General features: G+C 58.8%; 19 protein-coding genes. All 19 read right to left on the bottom strand.

The genetic code is table 11. The features are described from left to right. Positions 1–109: 109 nt before the first annotated feature. Complete coding sequence (locus HYZ49_17335; protein ID MBI3244049.1) at positions 110–1,357, bottom strand: hypothetical protein; 1,248 nt, start codon at positions 1,355–1,357, stop codon at positions 110–112. Positions 1,358–1,415: 58 nt separating this feature from the next. Next, positions 1,416–2,597 carry a glycosyltransferase family 4 protein gene (locus HYZ49_17330; protein MBI3244048.1) on the bottom strand — a complete coding sequence of 394 codons (1,182 nt, stop codon included), beginning with the start codon at positions 2,595–2,597 and terminating at the stop codon, positions 1,416–1,418. A 78-nt stretch (positions 2,598–2,675) separates the two neighbouring features. Continuing rightward, positions 2,676–4,475: a glycosyltransferase family 39 protein gene (locus HYZ49_17325; protein MBI3244047.1), complete on the bottom strand. Its 1,800-nt coding sequence runs from the start codon at positions 4,473–4,475 to the stop codon at positions 2,676–2,678. An 8-nt stretch (positions 4,476–4,483) separates the two neighbouring features. Further along, positions 4,484–5,704, bottom strand: a complete 1,221-nt coding sequence (locus HYZ49_17320) for a nucleotide sugar dehydrogenase (GenBank protein ID MBI3244046.1) — start codon at positions 5,702–5,704, stop codon at positions 4,484–4,486. Positions 5,705–5,731: 27 nt separating this feature from the next. Next, positions 5,732–6,649, bottom strand: coding sequence for an NAD(P)-dependent oxidoreductase (locus tag HYZ49_17315; protein ID MBI3244045.1), 918 nt, complete (start codon positions 6,647–6,649; stop codon positions 5,732–5,734). A 38-nt stretch (positions 6,650–6,687) separates the two neighbouring features. Then, positions 6,688–7,920, bottom strand: a complete 1,233-nt coding sequence (locus tag HYZ49_17310) for a hypothetical protein (GenBank protein MBI3244044.1) — start codon at positions 7,918–7,920, stop codon at positions 6,688–6,690. After that, the gene (locus HYZ49_17305) at positions 7,895–9,046 is read right to left on the bottom strand and encodes a glycosyltransferase family 4 protein (GenBank protein ID MBI3244043.1); all 1,152 of its coding nucleotides are present in this window, start codon (positions 9,044–9,046) and stop codon (positions 7,895–7,897) included. The genes HYZ49_17310 and HYZ49_17305 overlap by 26 nt, the downstream gene beginning before the upstream one ends. Next, entirely contained in the window at positions 9,025–10,809 is a 1,785-nt protein-coding gene (gene asnB, locus HYZ49_17300; protein ID MBI3244042.1) for an asparagine synthase (glutamine-hydrolyzing), read from the bottom strand. The genes HYZ49_17305 and asnB overlap by 22 nt, the downstream gene beginning before the upstream one ends. 3 nt (positions 10,810–10,812) lie before the next feature. Next, positions 10,813–11,493 carry a class I SAM-dependent methyltransferase gene (locus tag HYZ49_17295; protein ID MBI3244041.1) on the bottom strand — a complete coding sequence of 227 codons (681 nt, stop codon included), beginning with the start codon at positions 11,491–11,493 and terminating at the stop codon, positions 10,813–10,815. Beyond that, positions 11,490–12,815, bottom strand: a complete 1,326-nt coding sequence (locus HYZ49_17290) for an oligosaccharide flippase family protein (protein ID MBI3244040.1) — start codon at positions 12,813–12,815, stop codon at positions 11,490–11,492. Before HYZ49_17290 ends, HYZ49_17295 begins: the two co-directional genes overlap by 4 nt. Then, positions 12,808–13,995 (bottom strand): glycosyltransferase family 4 protein, encoded by a 1,188-nt coding sequence (locus HYZ49_17285; GenBank protein MBI3244039.1) that lies wholly within the window; start codon positions 13,993–13,995, stop codon positions 12,808–12,810. Before HYZ49_17285 ends, HYZ49_17290 begins: the two co-directional genes overlap by 8 nt. Further along, positions 13,992–15,038, bottom strand: coding sequence for a glycosyltransferase (locus HYZ49_17280; protein ID MBI3244038.1), 1,047 nt, complete (start codon positions 15,036–15,038; stop codon positions 13,992–13,994). The genes HYZ49_17285 and HYZ49_17280 overlap by 4 nt, the downstream gene beginning before the upstream one ends. Before the next feature lie 28 nt (positions 15,039–15,066). Continuing rightward, positions 15,067–15,846, bottom strand: coding sequence for a hypothetical protein (locus HYZ49_17275; GenBank protein ID MBI3244037.1), 780 nt, complete (start codon positions 15,844–15,846; stop codon positions 15,067–15,069). 106 nt (positions 15,847–15,952) lie between these two features. Then, entirely contained in the window at positions 15,953–16,996 is a 1,044-nt protein-coding gene (locus HYZ49_17270; GenBank protein ID MBI3244036.1) for a glycosyltransferase family 4 protein, read from the bottom strand. After that, positions 16,993–18,150: a glycosyltransferase family 4 protein gene (locus tag HYZ49_17265; protein ID MBI3244035.1), complete on the bottom strand. Its 1,158-nt coding sequence runs from the start codon at positions 18,148–18,150 to the stop codon at positions 16,993–16,995. Before HYZ49_17265 ends, HYZ49_17270 begins: the two co-directional genes overlap by 4 nt. Then, positions 18,147–19,292, bottom strand: a complete 1,146-nt coding sequence (locus HYZ49_17260; GenBank protein MBI3244034.1) for a glycosyltransferase family 4 protein — start codon at positions 19,290–19,292, stop codon at positions 18,147–18,149. Before HYZ49_17260 ends, HYZ49_17265 begins: the two co-directional genes overlap by 4 nt. A gap of 66 nt (positions 19,293–19,358) precedes the next feature. Further along, positions 19,359–20,690, bottom strand: a complete 1,332-nt coding sequence (locus tag HYZ49_17255) for a nucleotide sugar dehydrogenase (GenBank protein MBI3244033.1) — start codon at positions 20,688–20,690, stop codon at positions 19,359–19,361. A gap of 3 nt (positions 20,691–20,693) precedes the next feature. Next, positions 20,694–21,311, bottom strand: a complete 618-nt coding sequence (locus HYZ49_17250) for a uracil-DNA glycosylase (protein MBI3244032.1) — start codon at positions 21,309–21,311, stop codon at positions 20,694–20,696. Between the two features lie 87 nt (positions 21,312–21,398). Beyond that, positions 21,399–22,415, bottom strand: a complete 1,017-nt coding sequence (locus HYZ49_17245; protein MBI3244031.1) for a GDP-mannose 4,6-dehydratase — start codon at positions 22,413–22,415, stop codon at positions 21,399–21,401. Positions 22,416–22,461 lie beyond the last annotated feature (46 nt).

The following is a 22,461-nucleotide window of genomic DNA, read 5'->3' as shown; positions in this document are numbered from 1 at the left end:
GCGCAAGATGATTGTACCGTTGATAATACAATTCTTTCAAAATCTCTGGCGTGAACTCAACTTGGATGGTCATAGGTAAAATCATACCAGATGATGCGCGAGCCTCTCGCTAAAACCGCAGTTTGTGCCCGTGCTCGGTATTAGCTGTAGGCGGCCAATATAGCCAAGCCACAGCCAGAGTATCCTGATTGGCCGCATACACAATGGCCGGCTCTCTGTCTTGAGCGAGTTCATCAGTTAAGTACGTCACTGCTTCGCGGATAGCATAGCCAGACGACCAAGCGGCGACATGCTGGAAGCGATCAATATCGGATAGCTTCAGCCGGCTCGGATCGCGATATGCCTGGGCTGCGAAAAAGGCAAACGGCAATCCTGCTCCTATGATCACTAGAGCGCCAACGCCCCACCGAATGAGCGGCTTTTGGGTCAGGCGCAACAAGGCCTCAACAGCTTCAGCGGCCAGCAGGCTGCCAAAGGCCAACGCCGCCAAGTAATAACGCGGAAAGGATTGGGTCGGGGCGATAAGCGACGCACTGCCTAGCAAGAACCCCGCCAGGGCCACCACGCCCAACCGCCGCCGTTGAATTCCAACTGTCACTGCGCCCGTTAACATCAGCGGTCCGACAACGCCAAGATAAATCCCTGCCCAGTCAACGAGATCGTTGATGTTGTTTAGGAAACTGGTTGACCACTTGGCCGACTCAGATATGTTTGCCCGAAATATAATTTTGATGCAGAGGCCGCAGACTTCGTAACGCAACGATACCAGGCCAAAAACAACCGCCAAGCTGACAACCGCAACCAAATAGGGCAAGATTAATTGGCGCCATGAAGACTTTCCGCGCCAGGCGGCTACTAACGGAATCAGCATCAACGGAACAGCCGAGAGTTTTGCCAGAGGCAGGGCAATGAGGCATATTGTCAACCCAAGCGCGCGCCGCGACCAGGGTCGTTTGCTCCAGACGACGGCCGCCCACGCTAGAATTGCCGCGCTTGCCGCCGCCAGAGAATCGGCTATAGCAAGCCGCTCGTGAAAGAAGGTCCACGGCGAGAGCGCGTATAGCGTCACTGCCCACAGCCCCGTCCGTTCGCTCCCCAACTGATAGGCCAACGCCCAGATAGCGCTGAGTATCACTACGTCAGTCAACACGCTACCTGCGCGCCCCACCCAAAGCGGATTCTGAAACGGCAACAACGCGGCCAGATAGTAAATCTCCAGCGGCTTGGCGGTGCTAAATGGGAAGACGAGGTGACCCTGCCAAATTTCGCTTGCCCAACGCAGATGAAGGCCCTCGTCTACGTATCCCGGCAATTGCAATAAAGCATGTAAGCGAATCGCAAACGACGCAAGGATCAAGCCGAGGCACAATCCACGGCTTGGAAGTTTGGGAAATTGCAGAAATGAGCGCATAGTATCAAAAGCCAAAAAGCAACAATTGCTCGAAGTCGTCGGCGAGTTTATCCCAGTCGCAGTGGGCTTCGACGAAAGCGCGGGCCTGAACGCCCAGTGCGTGGCGATAAGCAGGATCAAGCAGTTCTTTTAGAGTCGGCAGCAACTGCGAGGCGGGCGCGTAGAGGACGCCATTGCCGGACGGCGCGTCCTGCATCACGGCAGGCAGGGGTGAGGCCAACACGGGTCGGCCAGCGGCCATGTACTCGTACAATTTGATCGGCACGATGTGGCGGGTGATGGGTTTGAGATCGAAGTAAAGGGTGCACACGTCGGCCAGGGCCATGAACCGGGGAGCGAGATCGTAGGGTTGTGGGCCGGTGAAGATGACGCGCTCGCCCAGCTTCAAATCCACATGTAAAGTTTTGAGTCGTGCCTCAGCCTCGCCCGCGCCGACGATGAGCAATTTGACGTTGGGTGGCAGGTCGGGCAGGCAACGCATCAAGGCCTCCACGCCCGTGTGCTCGTACAGCCAGCCGATGAACAACAATACCACGTCTTTGGCGTCCAGCCCCCACTTTGCGCGCAGGGCCGCCGTCTCAAGATCGGGTCGGAAGTGCCCCAGATCGACGCCGGAGCGAATTAGGCTGGCGCGTTGCGGCGGCGCGCCCTGGCTGAGGCCGTAATCGCGCAAGCCTTCGTTGATGTAAAGTGTGCGGTCGGCGGCGCGAAGCAGGCCGCGCTCGAAGATCAGGGCCAGGGGTTGGGCAACGGCGTCCGGCACCAGTGTGTGTAAGGCGTCAATGACGTGAAATAGGAATGGAATTTTGAAGTGGCGGGCGGCGATTAAAGCCGGCAATCCGGTGGAAAGGGCGTAATCTATAATCACGTCAAACCGCTGGGCACGGCAGAGGCGGGCAAGTTCAAAGTAAAAGGTGAAGAGGGAAATGACGCGGGCCAGAAGAGGCAGGCGCACGGTGGCCGGGCGAATGACAGTGATGCCGGGCGAGGCGGTTGGGGTGCGCCGGACGGCGTTCCATTCCTGACGTGGCGCAAAGAGCGGCACGCGCGGCCAGGGCGTGTACATAATTTCAAAGTCGAGCACCGTCACCGAATGGCCGCGCGCCGCCAGCCGCTCGAACAGGTGATGTTGCTGGTGCGGGCCGCGCTTCAGCCAGTCGGTTTCCTGAGTGACAAGCAGGCGCACTATTTCACCACTCGCGCGCTGAGGGCAGACACGGCGGCTACCCCGGCGAAGGATGCCCAATCCAGACAAATGTTGTCATCAAGGGAAATGAACGGCATATAAGATGCTGTCATAAGAGCGATACACTTCGGTAAAGTTAGCGGGGTCTTTGAGCGCTTCCCTGACGATTTCCCATGATTGGCCCATGCGCTGATAAATGTGTTCAGCCGCAGGCATGACGACGACATATTCATCTTCACGGAATTGTTCGGGCTGCGCCGGGAGGCCGAGGGACAACTGATAGCCATCCAGCCAGTATTGCAGGGCCGGATCCATTACGTGAATCTTTGCGCCAGGCGGGATGTTCTCCCGAACATAGCGGGCAATTTGCCAATTGCCGCGCGCCAGGCGAGAGAGTTTGGCGTCGTCGCTCTGCATCGGATCGGTGACAAGATAGTACACGGCCCCCAGCCGCTGGTAAACGCCGCCCAGGGTGATGGCCGCCACCAGGATGGCGGCGGCCCAGGCCGGGGCGCGAGCCAACACTGAAATCCGGTTCAATATCCATTCGACGGCGAACCCGGCTATGGCGGCATACATCGGCAGGGAAGCCAACAAGTAACGCACTTCAAATGTAAAGTTCGACCACCAGACAAGGTGATAAGGAACGATGAAGGCCAACACAAGCAAAACCCGGCGGCGCGTGTCGGCGGCGGAGAGCGCCCAGCCGCTGAGGCCAGGCCAAACGAGTGTAGCAAGCCACAGAACAAAGCCTGCCAGGAAGGCAAGGGCAAACGCCGCTCCCCACTGATCGCGCCGCACCCAGAAGATGTTAAGCAATTGGAGGGATCGATCAGCATGCAAGACATCAACCGGGTTGGCGCTGGCGATGACTCCGTCGAGGCCAGCCAACAAGTAGTTGCGTAGATACCACGGCCCGCCTGCTAAAAAGGCAACGGCCAAAGTCAGCGCTCCCAACCCGGCCTCACGGCGCAAGGTCGGCCAACGAAGAGGCCAACCCAGACGCAACAGAGGCACGACAGCCAGCGAAGGAACATAGACCAAACTTGCTTGTTTCAGCCACAGGCCCAGCCCACAGAACAAACCTGCCAGCGCCGCATAGCGAGCTTCGCCCCGTTCAAGCCACAAGAAGGCGAATATCACCATCAAGCCATGAAAAAAACCTTCGGGAATGTCCACGTAGCCGGAGGTGGCCTGGTTGACAAACAGCGGGGCGCCCAGGGTGAGAACGACCGCCGCCCATGCCGCTCGATTGGAAACCATGAGCCGCGTCGCCAACCACACACTGCCCAGCATCGCCGCCGAAAACAGGCCGGTGTAAAGATTGGCAAAGTGGTCGTTGACAGCGCCAACAGCCATAAAGCCAAATGTATAAAGCATTTGAACGCCGAGCGGATAGCCGATCTGACTTGAGGAAATTTGCCTGGAGGTGAACAGCAGGCGCGCGTCCAACGCATAACGCGCCAGCACGTCGGCGGTGTAAAAGGGGTAGAAGGTGATGTTGACGGCAATTACCGCCAACCCGCCCAGGCAAATGAGCATCACAAACAGGAGGAGGAGGTTTTTCGCCGCCAGCTTACGCAGGTGTCTGAAAAGGGCGGCAGGTTTGAGGCGCGCAATTAACGCGGCCAGTTCATGGCGGCAAACCCAGGCCGAGATCAGCACCCCGATCCAGGGAATGGCGAGCGCAATCTCGGAGCGCAACCATGCGCCGGGAATCAAGCCGAGCCACATCATCAAAATGGAAAGGATGCCCAGACTCAACCCGAGGCCGGTAAGCAACGCCAGAAATTCAAAGAGAGGCGCGCCGCGAAGCGCCCGACGCGCCACAGCCCAGAGCCAGAAACTGCTAGCGGCAATGGTTAGAAAAGCAAACACGCGCAGAGTTACCCGAATTTAATGATGGATGGCCGACGCATGGCGCGTTCGATGGCCGGGCGCGTGGTCTCTAACTCGTTCAACACTACGCCGTGCTGGATCAGAACGACCAGCAGGTCGGCCCCGGCGCAAACGGTTGCCAGCGACGCGCCTGCCGGATATTGATAACCGGCGGCCAGCGGATCATGGTGAGCCACGTCGTAGCCGTCTTCGCGCAGGAGGTTGACGATCTCAATCGCCGGGCTTTCGCGGGTGTCTTCGGTGTTGGCTTTGTAGGCCGCGCCGAGGGCGACGATCTTCGGGTTGGCAATGCCGCGCACGGATTGACGAATCTTGGCCGCCACTTTGCCCGGCATCTCGTCGTTGATCAGGCGCGAGGTGAAGATCAGCCGCGAGTTCTCCGGGTCAACCTCCTTGATGAACCAGGGGTCGAGCGGGATGCAATGGCCGCCGACGCCGATGCCGGGCTTGAGGATTTTGACTCGCGGATGTTTGTTGGCCAGTTCAATCGCCTCCAGCGGATCAATGCCCAAATTCTCAGCTACTGCCGCAAACTCGTTGGCCAGGGCAATGTTCACGTCGCGATAGGTGTTCTCCATGAGCTTGCAAAGCTCGGCGGTCACATCGTCGGTCTGGTACAAGTTGCCTTTGACGAAGGTGGCATACACGGCTGTCGCCAGGTCGCGCGCTTTTTGATCCGCCGCGCCGATGATGCGATCATTGTGGACAATTTCGTAGAACACGTCGCCCGGCAGGATGCGCTCTGGGCAGTGGGCGAGATACAAGTTTTCGCCAACCTTGAGGCCGCTCTTTTCAAGAATCGGAGTCATAAAATCGCGGCACGTCAGCGGCGGCACTGTGGACTCGAGGATGACGACGTTGCCGGGTTTGAGGTAAGGCACAATGGACTCGGTGGCGTCGCGCACGTATTTCATCTCGGCCACTTTTTTGCGGTGGTCAACCGGGGTGGGAACGGCGATGAGGAAAACGTCGGCTTCGGCGGGCATGGTTTGGGCGCGCAGGTTGGCCCGCACTTCCGGCTCGTCCATAATCGCCTGCAGTTCGTCTTCTTTGATATGCAGAACGCCTTCGTTGATGGCCCGGACGATGTTCTCGTTGATGTCCACGCCAATGACGGCGTGGCCGGCGCGGGCCAACAGCAGGGCGGCGGGCAGGCCCACATAGCCCGTGCCGATGACGACGATGGTTTGTTTATTGGTCTTAGTCATTTGGTTCTCTCGACAATTGGTTATTGGTTATTGCTTTTTGTAAACTTGTTTTTGCCACTCGATAGTGCGCGGGATGCCGACCGCGAGCGGAACCGTCGCCACATGGCCTAAATCGCGGACGGCTTTGGCCGTCGTCGTCTTCTTGTCGCGAGTGTTGTGCGCTTCCAGCGGCACGTACTTCACCTGCCGGTCGTCCTTGCCCAGATAATTCAAAATCATATCGGACAAAGCCTTGATGTCGTGATACTCGTCGCCGGCGATGTTATAGACTTCGCCCGGCTTGAAGCGTTCCGAGATGTTGGCCAGGGTGCGCACGGTATCGTCAATATAGGATGAAGTGCGGTGATGATCCAGGTAGACGGTGTAGGGCAGGTCATGCAGGGCGCGATAGACGAATTGGCAGACGACGCTACGATACTCGGAGTACGGCTCGCCCGGCCCGTAGGTGTTGAAGAGCCGCACCCGCACCGTCTCGGTTCCAAAGCGGTCGGCCGAGTTCATGATCTGCATTTCGTTGACCCACTTGGAGACGGCGTAATCGTTCATCTGGCGGATGGGGCGCTCCATCAGCACCTCTTCGCTCATCACCCCACTCCAGTCGCCGTACACTTCGGAACTGCTGGTGAAGACCATGCGAAACTTGCGCTCTTCCTGAAAGCGAAGAATGTTTTTAGTGCCGATGGCATTGGACTGCCAAACTTTCTCGTAGTAGTCCTCGCCGTTCCAGCGGCCAAACTCGGCGGCGAGGTGGTAGACAAACTCGAAGTCAACCCGGTTGAACACGCGCTGAACCTGGCGGTAGTCGCCCACGTCACAGCGCATGTAGTTGGGGCCTTCGGCGTGAGGCAAATCGCAGACCCACACTTCGTGGCCGCGCCCTCGAAGTTCGCGCGCCAGCGGTGCGCCGACTGCGCCCAGGCCGCCTGTTACAAGAATCTTCATAATCCAGTATTGCCTTTCTTCTCAAAGTTCCGGGCGTTTCCCTATTTCCTGGCGCGGGAAATGAGGGGACGAGTGGAACTTGGAAAATGTAATTTTGTTCGCAATTCCGCCGCCACAAAGGACGCCGCCCAGGTTGCGGCAGGAATGCCTATCGAAAGCGCCGGAAGAGTGAAGCGGATTGGATCGATGGTAAAAACGAAGGTGCTGATGTGCAGACCGAAGCTGGCGAGCGGCGCGCCGAACATGATCAGGGCGGCGAAACTGCCGCACTGCCGCCAGCAGCGAATGAACAGGTAAATGGCCGCCACTGCCACGGCGGCTTCCCCGGTTGCCACCAGCCAATTCCCGCGTGTGAGCATGTTCAGGCTGTCGCCGAGAAACTGCGGCGAAAAGTGCATCAAGGTGTAATTGAAGTAGGCCTGACCGTTCTTGTCGAAGCCGAGCCAGCCGCTGATATAAGGCATGTTCAGAACGTGGCCGTTGGCAATAGCGTTGTACCAGAATTGCGGCGTGAAGCCGATCAGCAGGCCGAGGCCGCACAGCAACAGGCCGCGCCATTGCCGCACCCACAGTAAGGCAAGAAAGACCATGCCCAAAATGGCGGTTGACTGAAAACGAAAGACGGCGGCCAACCCCAGGGTCAGGCCGCCAATGAGAAAGAGCGCCGTTTGCCTGCGCCCATCCGGCCTCATTTCCTTTGCCTGCACTACCAGTAATAGGCCGAGCAAGGACATGAACAGCGCCGGCGGATCCGTCAGGCCATTCATCCATAGTTGGCGCGGAACATACACCGCCCGCAATTGTCTCGCTTCGCCGTGCAGGCCCAAGACCAGCCACAGGGCATAAGCCGAAAACGCCCAGAGGCCGGCAGCGGCCAAAGCCAACCGCCGGTCGTGAGTTAGGCGGTAAGCAAGTTGGGCCATCACCCACACGCTTAACCCGCCTAGAACAAAGCCGTTTATGATTACCAGCCAGGGCAGGATGTCTCGAAAGCTGGATGCGCCCGTTAGCTTGAGCAATCCAGCCATCACTAGCGGCTGGCCAATGCCAAGTGGCAAGGCAATCGGCTGGCCGGCGGCCAGCGACTGGGCCATTTTGAAATATAAGTCGTTATCGCCGCCGTGCGGGAAATACCAGCCGTCGTGTTCCTGAAGTCTGGGGATGTCGTTTAGAAGAATCCAGCTCATTGCCAGCCGCGCCAGCACCAGAGCCAACACCACCCCCGGCCACCACCGGGCGCGCGCCATGTCAGGAGGAGCGGTTTGTGTCGTCACGTCCAATCATCTCCAAAATTCGTTTTGCCCGCTCTGCCCAGGTGTAACGTCTGGCAGTTTGTTGAGCCTCGGCGGCTAAACGATTAGCCAGAGCCGGGTCGCGCAAAACGCGCTCAATCGCCGCGCGCAGTCCAACCGCATCGTCGGCCCCAACGAGCAAAGCATTCTTCTCGTGGGCCAGCACGGTGCGCAGAACCGGCAAATCGCTGGACACGATCGGGCGGCGGGCGGCCAGGTATTCAAACAACTTCATCGGCGAAATCCATTCGGCAATGTCTTCACCGCTCGGCGTCATCACCCGTTTGCCGTAAGGCATTGCCAGCACGTCGGCGGCAAACAAGTAGAGCGGCACACGCGCCGGCGGCTGGTAGCCTTCAAAACGAATACGGGTTGCTCCAAGAGACTCCGCCCGTTCGCGCCAGACGGCAACTTCTTCGGGGGAACGCCCACCTGCGATTAACAGATTCACGGGCAGGCCGGATACTGCCGTGAAGAGCGACTCCAGCCCTCGCCCCTCGTACAACCCGCCAACGTATACCACCCACAGCCCCGACTCCAATCCCAACTGCTCTCGGGCCTGGGCAGTCGTCAGCGACGGGTTGAACCGGCTCATGTCCACTGCATCGGGAGCGACGTGAGTGACCAGGCCGTAATCGCGCCGGTAAATGTCCTGAAGCGGCTCGGAAATAGTAAACAGCCGCCCACGCGGATGACGGCCAATCCATTTCAACATGACTCGCTCGCGCAACGTCGCCGGGCGGCCATGCACTTCCACTGCCGCCTTTGCGCCGCGCGCCAGAGCCAGCACTGGCGCTGTTAGATCGCGAATGCGCGAATAGCAGATCCAATCGGAGCCTTGTTCGGCGAAGACGGCTTGAGCTTGAAGCAGATCGGTGGGGCGCGGCCAGCGAGGCAATGGCCGGGTCTCGAAGCTGAATATGGGCGGAAGGCCGTAATGCGCAAATACATCCGCGTTAATTTGTGTTGCCGCCTGGCGTGCCACCAATTTTACCAGAGCGCCAACCTCGGCAAATGCGGCGCACATTTGCATCACCTGCACCGACGACGCTTTCGGCGCCGGAAAGGCGGCGGTGGTGATGTACGTCAGACGCGGGCTGTTTGCCATGTGTCGTAAACCTGGGCCGCCCACAGCGCCGCCCCGCCCAACCTGGCTCCGTTGCGAGTCTCCACCTTTTGCCAGTTCAACATCGGCGACGAGAATCCTTTTTTGCGGCGGCTGAGGATCGGCCCGGGCAAGATGCCGGCCAACGCTTCGCGAAAGATGGCTTTGCGGAAACGAAATTCGGAGGGCAGGGACGCCGTCAACTCCACCCACTCGTGATCCAGCAAAGGAACGCGAGCCTCAAGAGAAGCCGCCATGCTGGCCCGATCCACTTTGGTGAGAATGTCATCCGGCAAATAAGTCTTGAGGTCAACGTATTGCAAGCGCGAGAGCGGATCAAGATCGTCACGCCAGTAGCGGCGCAAGTGCCAGTAGTCGTCGTAGCCGCGAAACTCGCGGGCCAGGTCGGGCAGGAGTTTCGGCTTTTGATAAGTTTTGATCGGGCTGATGATTGCGCCGTAACGGTCTACGCCATCTTTGCCGCGCACGTCAAGGCTGGCAAGGTTGATGACGGCCTGTATCTTGGGCAGACCGGCCAGCGGCTTCAGCAGGTTCAACGCCACATCGTCGAATATCAACTTTCTCAGCGCCGGACTGCCGCGATCCTGGGCCGCCAACTCCAGCCAGCGCCAGTATTTGAAGTATCCGGCCAGCGTTTCGTCGCCGCCGTCGCCGGCCAACACTACCTTCACGTGCTTAGCAGCCAACTCCGAGACGGCCAGCGTTGGCAACCCCGAAGTTTCGGCGAACGGCTCGTCGAACAAAGTGATCGTTCGGGCCAGCCCCTCGGCCAGACTCTCTTGTGACACAATGCGAGTCCGGTGGAGCGTGCCAAAGGTTTCGGCGGCTATTTGGGCAAATTCCAGTTCGGAGTGTTCAAGCACATCGAAGCCAATCGAAAATGACTGTAAGGGCGACTCGGGTGGCCGCCCTTTTGTTGCTGCCGCAGTCACCGCCGTTGAGTCCAGCCCGCCGGAGAGCAGGACGCCCACTGGCACGTCGGCGATGAGGTAAGCTTTCGTCGTCTCAAACAGCTTTTCACACACGGCCTCGGCGGCCTCGGGCCGGGTCAGAGACGAAGCGCCCCACTCTTTCACATCCCAGTATTCTTTTATTTCCGGCTCATGGCCGTTGAACTTGAGAAAGTGGGCGGGCGGCAGTTTGCGGATGAATTTGTAGACCGTCTTGGGCGTAGGAATGTAGAGGTAGGTGAAGTAATCCCACAACGCCGAGTGATCCAGATCGGTTTTCAGGTTTGGCAGGGTGAGCAGTGATTTGATTTCGCTGGCGAAGGCGAAACGTTCACCATCCCAATAATAGTGCAAAGGCTTAATGCCAAGCCGGTCGCGGGCAATGAAAAGGCTCTGATTGGATTCGTTCCAGATAGTAAAAGCAAACATGCCCCGCAAACGCTGGAGCAAGCCCTCGCCCCATTCTTCGTAGCCATGCAGAATTACCTCGGTGTCAGAGGTCGAGCGGAACTCGTGCCCGGCGCGAACCAACTCCTGGCGCAAGGTGGGATGGTTGTAGATTTCGCCGTTGAAGACGATCCACAAACTGCCATCCTCGTTACTCATCGGCTGGTGGCCGCTGGGCGAGAGGTCAATAATCGCCAGCCGCCGGAAGCCGAAGCCAAGGCGACGGTCGGCGTTGCAATACACGCCCCAATCGTCCGGGCCGCGATGCGCTTGCCGATCGCTCATTGCTCTGAGCGTTGTTTCATCCACCGGCGTGTTTCGTTGCCACAGGCCGCAAATGCCGCACATGTCTCAATGCTCCCCGTTGCCCGTTTTCTGCGCCACCAGCAAATATCCGGCAGTCATGAACGGGCCGGCCACCCGGCGATTGACATGTTGATAACGTTGCCCCTTGGCCTCGGCGGCTAAACCGTAGATCAGGTGAGCCAACAGCAAGTAGAAGTAATGTCGCAGTCGCGAGTCCTGCCGTTGAAACGCGATCCGCTGAATCAAAATCGCCAGCGTTTGTTCTTCGTCGAAGAGCGGCTTGATTTGACGAATTTGAAACCCGGCCAGGTCGAACAACCGGGTCAGGCCGTAAACAGTGAAGCGTTGATAATCGTAAGGCGCTTCATGCACCGGGTAGACGAACGGCGTGGTAAGAAACAACTGCCCGCCGTCATTCACCACCCGCCCCATCTCTCGCGCCGCCTGCGCCGGGTCGGCGAGATGCTCCAGCACTTCCGAGCAGACGATTTGCTGAAAGCTATTAGCGGCGAACGGAAGATAATGAGCATCGGCGATGACGTGGACGCCCCGCCCCGGTTCAATGTCCATGCCGACTCGGTTGGGGAAAGCGCCGGCGTTGGGGGAGCGGCCACAGCCCAGGTCGAGTGTCTGCCGGTTGTTGGCAAAAGCCTCGACCTCGCGGCGGATGACGTGCTTGCCCACTTTGGTTTCGAGGCGGCTGAGGATGGGTCTTAACAGCATCATCCCGCCAGAGCCTTCCGGGTCGCCGGATAAGTCAGGCTGAGCCAGGTGACGTGAAAGCTCACCAGGGCAATGGCCGTGCCGACACTGCCCCACCGCCAGGTGAGCACCAGCAGGAGCGTCAACATGACGAGCGAGCTGATGGTGTTGATGGCGGTGAGTTGTTTGGCCCGGCCAGCCGAGAGCAGAACGCTGGGCGCCCACAGCATAATGGCCAAAATGTTCGTCAACAAAATGATGTAGAACAACGGAATCGCCGGAATGTATTCCGAGCCAAAAATGACGGGAACCAGCCACCCTGAGAACAGATAGGCGCCGATAAATGAACCGGCCAGCCCGATCGCGATCCCTCGCGTCAGGCGAGTCACCATCGCTCTTACTCGCGCCGGGCCTTCGGTCGTGTAAAGTTTTGCCACCTCAGGGAAAAGTGTGTCGTAAACCGGATTAGTGAGGCGGCCAAAATAAGAGGCCAGTTGTTTCGCCAACCGGTAAACGCCGGCCTGAGCCGGGGTGGTAAACCAGCCCAGCACCACGAGATCGGCGTTGTTCATTGCGATCTTTCGCAAGGTGTCAATGTTCATACTGAAGAGCATGACCCAAATATCGTGCCAGTCTTCGCGCAGAGAGCGCAAGTCTGCCGTGAACCAGTGGCGGCGGAACCTGGATTTGAGTTCACGGCCAGCCAGGAAAGTCAGGATCAGCGTTTGGCCCAAATTGGTCAGCGTCGCCGCGATGATCATCCCGGCCACCCCGCCTCCGAGCGCCAGCATGATCACCGACAGCGCGAACAGGGCAATGGCCGACACAACGTTGTAGGCGGAAATAAATTTGAAACGGTCAAACACTCGCAGGAGCGCCATCCACACGCTCATGCTCACCAGAACCAGGGCATGAAACGCTTGCAGGCGGATCAGATCAGCGCCGTCAGGTCGTTTGACCACCAACGCGGCCAGCCAGCCCGCCGCGAGGCTGATAACAGCAAAGATGATGGCGCTCATGGAGAAGTCTATGAAAAGGCACAGCTTGAGGATCGCCAGCGCGCGTCCTTCGTCATTCACCATCAAATATTTCGTGAAGTATTTGATGACGGTCTCCCACAACCTGAACGAGAGCAATTGCCCGACCAGAGCCACCGAACTGATGACGATGCCCAGCGCACCATAGTTTTCAGCGCCCAGCCAGCGAGTGACGAGCGGGAACTGCACGGCGCTGATCAACGTCACCAGCGCTTCAGCGCCGAACAGAAACGATGCGTTTTTGATCAGCCGCTTGAGCGCGTTATCGCCAACCCAGTTGCTCAGGCGGGCACGCAGGTTTCTAGTCATGCGCTCTCATCACAAAATCTAAAATTGTCTTCGCCCGCGCATCCCAAGTATAAGCCTCAACGTCGCACCAGGCCTGGGCGGCCAGACGCTGTGCCAGTGAGGCCTCACTCAACAAACAGCGCAAGCCGTCCGCCAACGCAACGACATTGTCTGGCTCGACTAGAACCGCATTCTCGCCGTCGCGCAACACTTCGCGCAAAGCGGGCAGGTCGCTGGCGACGATGGGCCGGGAGGCGGCCATGTACTCGAACATCTTAAGCGGCGACATCCAATCCGTCGTCACCCCGCCGGGGGCAACCGTGCGGCGAGAATAGGGCATCGCCAGCACATCTCCCGCCGCTAGATAAAGCGGCACTTCGGCGGGTGGCCGGTGGCCCTCGAATCGGACGTTGGTTACACCTGCCTGGGCCGCGTAGTTTTTCAACCGCGTGACGGACTGCCGATCCTGCCCGCCGACGATCACCAGCACTGCCTCCACTGTCTTAATGGCGACGATCAATTCTTCCAGCCCGCGCCCCTGGTACAGGCCGCCTGTATAAACCACCAGTTTTTGTTTCAAAGGCAAGCCAAGCCGGGCGCGAGCCTCCGCTTTAGTGAGCGCCTTTGAAAAACGCGACAGTTCGACGCCGTCGGGAGCAGTGATGACCGACGCCTCCGGCAAACCCAGCGCAACATACAACCTGCCTAACGAATGGCTAATCGCCACTGTTCCCCTCACCCGATTCAATACCCGTCGCCGGAATAAACGACCCAATGACGACATGGGCAAAGTATGCGCTTCAAAGAGCATTTGCCGGCGCGCTTGTGGCAGACCGAACGCCAACAATGCCAGCACGAATGGATCACGAGAATAGTAGATGTCGGCAGGTGAGCGCCACAGGCTAACCAGCAATGCCGCCCCAAAGGTGAATGTTTGTACCATGAAAATGAGCTGCTCGAGCGGATGTCGCTGGTTGTTGGGAGCGATCCAATCTATGCAAGGAACCCGGCGTGTCTGAAAGTTGCGGGGCACGCCATAATATTCATACAGATCAACTGCGGCAAATGTGTTGCGGCGGTCAGGATAATAAAGCGTCACGTCCGCCCCGGCGGAGGCAAAGGCGGCGCACATCTGAGCCGTTTGCATGGCATTAGCCCGCTCGGACGGGATGCGGGCGTTGGCGATGAAGGCCAGCTTCATAATGCTTCCAGCGCGCCGAGCACCCGCCGGGCGATCGGGACGGGCGAATAGTTTTCAACCGCGTGGCGGTGTCCCTGCTTGGCCAACCGGGCGCGTAATTCTGAGTTATGCCTCAAAAGGAGAATCGATTCAGCCAGCGATTCGGGCGAGCCAGGCTCGCACATCAGCACATGCTGGCCCGATGAAAAAAATTCGCGGGCCGGGGCTGTGTTTGCCGTGATCGCCGCCCGGCCAACGGCCAGCCCTTGATAGAGTTTGTTGGGGATGGCGCGATTGGCTTTCTCGTTATTGCCAAACACACCCAGGGTTATATCGGCGCCGCCAATCAGCGCCGGAAGTTCGGCGGCGCTGACGGGCGGCATAAAATTCACATTGCCGATCTGGAGCGTCTTGATCAGGTTTTTAGTTTCTTGCAAAGTCTGGCCGGCTCCGAGGAGCGTGAAGTGAATCGTCGGGTCGGCGGATGTGACTATCGAGGCGGCGCGGGCGATCACATCCGCGCCATGCGAAGGAATGAAGGTGCTGTAAAAGAGAATACGGAATTTGTCGTCGGGAAGGCGGGGCGGGGCAAGAGTAAAGATGTCGTCTTCAAAGCCGAGCGGCACAACGACAAACTTGGCCGGGTTGGCGCGAAACGCTTGCGCGTAAAAGTCGCAATGAGCCGACGTGTCCACCAAAATCCTGGCTGGCAGGCGAGTCGCCAGCCAGTCCAGCCCCCACATCATCAGCGAGCGGGGCGACAACGGCGAGGCCTGCATCCGATCACTGGCAATAGAGTCATAGAGCGAGATCAAAAAATCGTAAACAAGTGGAAGCTTGTGTTTACGGGCCAGATACCAGGCCTGAGGCAGAACAGCGTGATTGAACTCGGCAACCAGCAGAGCGTCAAACTTGCCATTGAGTTTGGCAAATTCGGTCCACAGCGCCGATCTGAGTTGATAGCCGCTCAGGCGGTGCGAGACGAAACACTCCACAACATCCACGCCCAACTGCCTCAAACCTCTCGCAATCACGCGGTGGCGCGGGTAGCTGGGGCGGGCCATGCCAAAGTAGCAAATCCGCATACACGACTTAGCGTTTACCTCGTTGCCACGGCAGAGTCTCACGAAAATTTTCGCTCCAGGGATACGCCTTCTCGAAATCGCCAGTGAAGCATTCGATGTCTTTAGTCTGGCCTTTGACAACCGCCGGAACACCGACGGCAAACATTCCGTCCGGCACATCCTGAGTGACAAGCGACTTGGCTCCTATCACCGCGCCCTCGCCGACGGCCACGCGCGGCATGATGGTGGCGTAAGCCGAGATCACCGAGTAGCGCTTGAGGGTCGGCCCCTGGCGGCACAGCCCGCACGGCGGATGCGGCGAGTCCAGCGTAGCGGCAAAAGGATACACGCACACAAACTCTTCAATTTCTGTAAACGAGGCCAGGAAGACGTTGTTGTGAAAACGCGAGTGATGCCCGACTTTGAGATGCCCGTCGGTCTGAGAAAAACTTCCATACGAGCAGTGGTCGCCGAAGATCGAGTACTCGCGCATCACCACGTTGTGGCCGGTTTGGAATTCTGCTCCTAGTTCGCACCCGGCGTAAATGATAGTGTTGGAGCGAATAGTAGAGTCCGGGCCGAGGCGAGTGGCCGGGTTCTCGTAGTTGGGATCGCGATAGTAGCCGGCCAGCGGCTCGCCCAGAGTCACCCGCGCGCCAATAAAGGAGCGGTCGCCGACAATCACATTGTCGTAAATAATCGCTCCCGGCCCGACGACGACGCCCTGCCCAAGCTGGGCTGAGGGGGATACTTCTGCTGTCGGATGGACTTGGGGCTTTGTGGCGCGCGGATGCTCGAGTTTGAACATGTTAGTTCTTTCCGACTCTGTCTCTTATACCACACACAAAATCCGCCCCGAAGGGCGGAGCGCTCATTATACTTCCAAAGTCACAGTTTCAAGGAATTTGTTCGGTTTAGACATAAGAGTCAATCCTCTCCTTGAAGACTTGAATGAGTTGATCCATCAATCGCTCAAGGCTGTGCGCCGCCACAGCCCGCGCTCGCACTGCGATGGCTCGCTCCGCCGAGCCAACCGGGTCGGCCAAAATCATCGCCAACTTGTCAGCCAACACTTCGGGATCATCAACGGCTTGCCAGTCTGCGCCCTCTGCGCCGAGCAGGGAGGCAAAGGTCGGGTCTGCGGCCAGCACCGGCCTTCCGCAGAACATGGCCTCCAACGTCGTTTTGTCCATTCCTGTTTTAGCAGAGAGGTTGACTGCGACCGCGCTCCGAAAATACCATTCGGCAATTTGCGCGTGCGGCACCGCCCCCACAAATTCAACATCACTGGCGGCCAGCGTTCGCAACTTTTGCTTGTAGGATTCGGCGCCGGGCGGCGCAACGCCGACAATAGCGCAACGAAATTCAAGGCCACGCGCCCGCAAACGCTTCACAGCCTCTATCAACAATTCATAGCGTTTGATTGACGAGAGGCGGCCCACAGCCAGTATCAACGGCGGTTCTTCTCCCGCCAGTGGAAGAGGGGAGAATTGCGCCGGATTGATGCCATGCCCAAGCACGCGCGCTTTTGGCGTTGCCAATTGTAAACTCTCGCGCGAAGCCGTGACGACCACGTCGCTCAATGCTACTGCCAGCTTCAATTGAAGAGTCACGGCCCGGTGAGTGTGCCACATCACTAACGGGATACGGCGTAACTTTGTGAACGGGGCGGCGGCGATGGCAAACGGCGGACTCATGTGAGTGAACACGCCGTCGGCTTCCCCGATGGTGGCCGCCATTGCCTTGGCAAAGTTGATCGCCCGCCCGGCCCGACTCGCGCCGCGTTCTTTGCCCAGCGAGATCACCTTCACGTTTGAGGGCAAATCCACTTCGCCTTTTGCCAGGCAAATTACCGTGAGTTGCTCCACCCGAGCCGCCAGTGACTTCACCCAGCCGTGCGCAAAGCCCAACAACCAGTCGGCGCGATCTACTTTCTGAGTGATGAAGAGCAGTCTCATCGCGTAGCGCACATCTGCCAGGCGCGGATGATCGCCGCCTGCAATTTCTGCGAGTCAAACTCCTGAGCGGCAAATTGCGCCCCGCGCTGGCCCATCGCCCGCGCCCGCGGCAAGTCGGCGGCCAGGGCCAGCATATGCTCGGCGAGCGCCGCCGAGTCTCCCGGCTCGGAAAGAAAACCGGTCTCCCCGTGCGCGACGGCATCCCACACGCCCGGCGAGCGGGCGGCGACAATTGGTAGTTCGCTGATCGCCGCTTCCATCAACACCCGGGCCAGGCCTTCGTACCACGAAGGCAACACGTAAACATCGGCGGCCCGAAACGTGGCCGGAATGTCGGCATGAGGAACCGGGCCGGGCCAGATCACGTTTTCGCCAAGCTTGAGCGAGTCCGCCAAAGCAATTAATTGAGGCGCGCGCGAAAAATCGCCAATCAGCACCAGCCGCGTCTGAGGCATCTGGTCGAAGACAGTGCGCGATGCGCGCAGAAGGGTAGGCAAATTCTTGAAAGGGACCGGGCGGCCTGCCCACAAGAACACAGGCGCGTCGTCCGTTACGCCCCAACCGGCGCGAATGGCTTGCCGCTGTTCGGCAGTGATTGGCTTTTGAAAATTTTGAAAGTTGACCGGGATCGGAATGCGCCAGACGCGGTCGGCGGGCAGGCCCAGCGCCAGATAACGCTCCTGTTGGTGAAGGTTAGAGACGCGCCAGCCGTTTGCCTGCCGCAAAACCTGCTTGCCCACAACATTTAGCGCGCCGTGAATCATCGGGCGCTCGGCGATCCAGTGCGGGTTGTCGAAGAAGGTGCTGTGGCTCTGAATCTCAAGCGGCCAGCCGTAACGCTTTTTGAGAATCGTCCCGATTAACCCGCCGACGAACGGGTCTTGCACCGTCACCAGATCAACTTTCTCACGCCTGGCAATTTCGCCGGCAACACGAACGGCATTCGGAATGAAGAGAGGCCAGTTGGGCTTGGAAGCTGTATAAACTGTGAGCGACTCGGATAGGGCGACCGGCTTTGCGCCCGTCCCGCCCTCGCGGGGCAGAATCAAACGAAGCGAGCCGATGGCTTGAGCATAACGCATCTGCCGCTGACGCGCGTCGTCGGTGTTGCTAGTGAGCACACTCGCCGCCAGCCCCACCGAAATCACATTCATGGCTCAAGGACTCCCAGCAGAGTCGACTCATATTCGTCCACCAGGCGCGACCACGAGAATCGATCCAGCCGGACGAAGGCGGCGGCGGCCCGGGCCGCCGCTTGCTCCGGGTGACTCAGCACGTCTATCATCGTTGACGCCAGCGCCTGCACATCCCCTTTGGGCACAACCCAGCCCGTTTCGCCGCGCGTCACCACTTCCTGATTGCCGCCCGCATCGGAAACCACCACCGGGGTTCGGGCTTGCATAGCTTCGAGCACCGTGTGCGGCAATCCTTCGTAAGTCGAGAACAACACAAACACATCGGCGGCCAGCAAATATTGTCTTACGCGCTCCGGCGGTTGAGCGCCGGCAAACTGCACGGCTTCGCCCAGCGGTGCGGCCTGCGCTTCAAGCGCCGCTCTCTGCGGCCCATCGCCGACCACCATCAGTTGCGTCGTCGGAAACTTGCGCCGCACAATCTCCAACGCCCGGATCACTTCGGCCACACCTTTCCACGGCGCAAGGCGGGCAACCGTCACCAACAGCGGGCCGCTCACGTCCAACGCCTGCTTCGCCGTCTCGCGCCTCGGTTCCTCTGCCTGCTCAAGCGCATTGTAAATGACGCGCACGCGGGCCGGGTTGATGCCCCAGCCCTTCACCAGCCCTGCCGAATAATGGCTGGGGGCAATGACGCGCAACGCGGCGCGGGTGTACCACCTTTGCGCAGCACGTAAAAGATTGACGCGCAAAGAATGCGGCGCAGTCTGAAAGTCGTCAATCGTCTGCCCGGCAGGTATCCAGCCGTGCCGGGTCGAAAACTCCCAGGCGAAGTCGCCAACATTTTTCAGCGCCAACGGTTTACGCAAAAAAAGATTGACGAGGGCGACCGGCAAGCCGTAATCGCTGACAAAGAAAACGTCGGCCCGGCGGCTGGCGCGCAAAACGGCGAGGATAAAATTCAACAGGCGGATCGGGATGGAATGGCGGCGCGAGATTCGGGTGACGGGGTAGCCGTAGTTTGCCGGGGAGCCAGGTTCGCCGTAGGTGATGACTTCTACCGTGTGGCTCCGTTCCACCAGTTTAGGCAGAAGGTGAAAGAGGAACGTCGGCGGCCCGCCCGGTTCGGGATGAAAGGTGCCGGAGACAACACAAATGCGCATTTTAGATTGCGGATTTTAGATTGCGAATTGAGCAGCAATCCCCAATCCGCAATCTAAAATCCAAAATTACAGTAAGACGACGCGCGCGCCCTTCACCCCTGCCCGGCTCATGGCGTTGCGCGTGTCCACGATGAGCTTGGCCTGGCGGCCCAGGGCGGCATAGTCAAACGTGGAATGATCGGTGATGATAACCAGGCAGTCGGCTTCGCGAACGGCGGCTTCGACCAGCGGCGCGGATTTTTTCTCGCCATGCCCGCCGGCGTGCTCAAGCGAGATAGACGGAATGAACGGGTCATGATACTCCACCCGGCCGCCGCGATCTTCGAGAAGCTTGATCACGTCCAGCGCCGGCGACTCGCGCACGTCGTCAATGTCTTTCTTGTAAGCCACGCCCAGCACCAGGATGCGCGAGCCTTTGATAGGCTTACCGTCTTCGTTCAGAGCTTCAGACACTTTGCCCACCACGTGGCGGGGCATGTTCATATTGATCTCGTCGGCCAGTTCAATGAAGCGGGCATTGTAGTTGAAGGACTTCATCCGCCACGAGAGGTAGAGTGGATCAATGGGAATGCAGTGGCCGCCGAGGCCGGGGCCGGGATAAAAAGGCATGAAGCCAAACGGCTTGCTCTTGGCGGCGTCAATCACCTCCCACACGTTCACGCCCAGCTTGTCGCACATGATGGCGACTTCGTTCGCCAGGCCAATGTTTACCGCCCGGAAGGTGTTCTCCAAAAGTTTGACCATCTCGGCGGCCTGCGTGCCGTTGACTTTGACGACGGTGTTGATCGCCGTCGAGTACAGGGCGTGGACGGCGTCGGTGCAATCGGGGGTGAAACCGCCGACAACTTTGGGCGTGTTGCGGACGCCGTAAGTTTTATTGCCCGGATCGATCCGCTCCGGCGAGAAGGCGAGGAAGACATCAACGCCGACGTTGAAGCCGCGCTGCTTGAGCCGGGGCAGAAGGATCTCGTCGGTCGTTCCAGGGTAGGTAGTGCTTTCGAGGATGATGAGCAAGCCGAGGTGGGCGTGCTTGGCGACTTCGTCGGCAGAGGCAATCACGTACGACATGTCGGGGTCGCGGGTTTTGCGGAGAGGGGTGGGCACACAAATGCTCACCGAGTCCGCCTCACGCAGGGCGGCGTAATCGGTGGTGGCGGTGAGCTTGCCAGACTTAACCAAGGCGGCCACTTCTTCCGTCGGCACGTCGGGAATGTAACTGCGCCCGGCCAGAATGGCCTCTATCTTGCGCGAATCCAGATCGATGCCGATCACCTTGAAGCCTTCTTTGGCAAATTCGACGGCCAGCGGCAGGCCTACGTAGCCCAGCCCGACAACGCTCAATACGGCGGAACGATTTTTTACTTTTTCAAGGAACTCTGTTTTTAGGGTCATAGTCATCCTTCAGAATAAACTCATTTGTTGTGGGTCTTCATCTGCCGTCGTCGGTGTTTCCATCGCTTCCATTTTGGCGATCAACTCCGGCAGTTTTTTGAAATCCTGCTCTATCAGCGAGCGGTACTGCGGCTGGTGCAGGGCCGCGGCCGGGTGGAACATGGCCACCACCAGCCGCCCGCCAATCGTCCGCGCCTGGCCATGAATGGCCGAAATTTTTGCGCCGGGGAAAAACTTTTCCATTGAGTAGCGGCCCAGAGTGACGATCACTTTAGGTTTGATGACGGCGATCTGCCGCTCCAGATAAGCATTGCAGGCTTTAAGTTCTTCCGGCTCCGGGTCCCGGTTCTGCGGCGGGCGGCATTTGACGACGTTGGTGATGAAGACCTCTTCGCGTTTCATGCCAATGGCGGCCAGCAGTTCCGACAAGAACTTGCCCGCCGCGCCCACGAACGGCTTGCCCTGCTCGTTTTCGTGAAAGCCGGGGCCTTCGCCGATAAACATGATCCTGGCCGTGGCCGGGCCGTCGCCGGGAACGGCGTTCTTGCGCGTGGCGTGCAGTTTGCACTTCTCGCACACCGACACTTCACTGGCAATCTGTTGCAGGTTATCAGCAGATTCAATCATGGGTGATCTCCTCATCAACGGATTTGCCGGGTTTGGGAGAACAGAACAAATCCGTTCAACCCGAAGAGGGTAAATCCGTTGATGAAATCACTCAAACAGTCCAGCGTTCGCGCTCACCCACTCCCACAGGCGGCGTACGCCCTCCTGCGGCGACACTTTTGGCCGCCAGCCAAGTTCCTGCCCGGTCTGGCGAATGTCGCTGACGTATACCTTCTGGTCGCCGGGCCGCCAGCCGCCATGTTGGGTTTCGATCTTTCGCCCGGCCAGCGCCTCGAGCAGGGGCCGCACTTCCGTCCAGATCGAAAGTGTGAACTCCGGGCCGCCGCCGATGTTGAAAATTTTGCCGGCGATCTTGTCGGGCTGGTTGAGAGCAATATCGTACGCGTTGAGCAAATCGTCAATCCACAACATGTCACGCACTTGCTTGCCGTCGCCGTAAATGTTGATCGGGCGGCCCTTGACGGTGGCGATGACAAAGTGCGCCAGCCAGCCCTGATCTTCCACGCCAAACTGGCGTGTGCCGTAGATACAACTTTGGCGAAACACCACCGTCGGCAAGTTGTAAATCCGCGCGTAGTCGCGAACGTACTGGTCGCCCGCGCCTTTTGAACAGCCGTAAGGCGAGTGGAAGTCGAGCGGCTGAGACTCGGGCAGGCCGAGCGGCAGATCGGTGTAACGATAACGTGTCGGCCCTTCGCTCACTCGCACATCTTCCATGCCGCCATACACCTTGTTGGTCGAAGCATAGACGACGACCGGTTGAGTGCCCGCCAGCCGGGCCGCCTCCAGCACGTTGAACGTGCCGAGGGCATTGATCTCAAAATCTTCGCGCGGGTTGGCAACCGAAGTCGTCACCGCTACCTGGGCCGCCAGATGATAAATAGCCTGATGGCCTTTGGCCGCCTGCTCCAGGGCCGCCGCGTCACGCACATCGCCATAAATAAAGTTCAACTCGCCCCGCGACTTCAGCCATTCTAAATTGGTCTGAGCGCCTTTACGCGAAAGATTGTCGAACACCGTTACGTCGTGACTCTCGTGCATCAATCGCGCCGCCCAGTTGCAACCAATGAAACCGGCGCCGCCTGTTATCAAAACTTTTGCCATCCAGTCTATCCTTTATGAATTCACAATGCGTAATTCTCAATTCGCA

The sequence above is a fragment of the Chloroflexota bacterium genome (assembly GCA_016197225.1).
Classification (GTDB): domain Bacteria; phylum Chloroflexota; class Anaerolineae; order Anaerolineales; family VGOW01; genus VGOW01.
The sequence above is the reverse complement of the archived record's forward strand: the minus strand, read 5'-3'. Positions and strand labels throughout refer to the sequence as shown.

What these genes read in the sequence shown, in the direction of transcription:
- HYZ49_17280 (MBI3244038.1), bottom strand. Translation starts at nt 15,038, where the DNA reads ATGGCCCGCCCCAGCTACCCGCGCCACCGCGTGATTGCGAGAGGTTTG.
- HYZ49_17260 (MBI3244034.1), bottom strand. Translation starts at nt 19,292, where the DNA reads ATGCGCATTTGTGTTGTCTCCGGCACCTTTCATCCCGAACCGGGCGGG.
- HYZ49_17265 (MBI3244035.1), bottom strand. Translation starts at nt 18,150, where the DNA reads ATGAATGTGATTTCGGTGGGGCTGGCGGCGAGTGTGCTCACTAGCAAC.
- HYZ49_17320 (MBI3244046.1), bottom strand. Translation starts at nt 5,704, where the DNA reads ATGACTAAGACCAATAAACAAACCATCGTCGTCATCGGCACGGGCTAT.
- HYZ49_17295 (MBI3244041.1), bottom strand. Translation starts at nt 11,493, where the DNA reads ATGATGCTGTTAAGACCCATCCTCAGCCGCCTCGAAACCAAAGTGGGC.
- HYZ49_17255 (MBI3244033.1), bottom strand. Translation starts at nt 20,690, where the DNA reads ATGACTATGACCCTAAAAACAGAGTTCCTTGAAAAAGTAAAAAATCGT.
- HYZ49_17245 (MBI3244031.1), bottom strand. Translation starts at nt 22,415, where the DNA reads ATGGCAAAAGTTTTGATAACAGGCGGCGCCGGTTTCATTGGTTGCAAC.
- HYZ49_17290 (MBI3244040.1), bottom strand. Translation starts at nt 12,815, where the DNA reads ATGACTAGAAACCTGCGTGCCCGCCTGAGCAACTGGGTTGGCGATAAC.
- HYZ49_17275 (MBI3244037.1), bottom strand. Translation starts at nt 15,846, where the DNA reads ATGTTCAAACTCGAGCATCCGCGCGCCACAAAGCCCCAAGTCCATCCG.
- HYZ49_17270 (MBI3244036.1), bottom strand. Translation starts at nt 16,996, where the DNA reads ATGAGACTGCTCTTCATCACTCAGAAAGTAGATCGCGCCGACTGGTTG.
- HYZ49_17285 (MBI3244039.1), bottom strand. Translation starts at nt 13,995, where the DNA reads ATGAAGCTGGCCTTCATCGCCAACGCCCGCATCCCGTCCGAGCGGGCT.
- asnB (MBI3244042.1), bottom strand. Translation starts at nt 10,809, where the DNA reads ATGTGCGGCATTTGCGGCCTGTGGCAACGAAACACGCCGGTGGATGAA.
- HYZ49_17305 (MBI3244043.1), bottom strand. Translation starts at nt 9,046, where the DNA reads ATGGCAAACAGCCCGCGTCTGACGTACATCACCACCGCCGCCTTTCCG.
- HYZ49_17250 (MBI3244032.1), bottom strand. Translation starts at nt 21,311, where the DNA reads ATGATTGAATCTGCTGATAACCTGCAACAGATTGCCAGTGAAGTGTCG.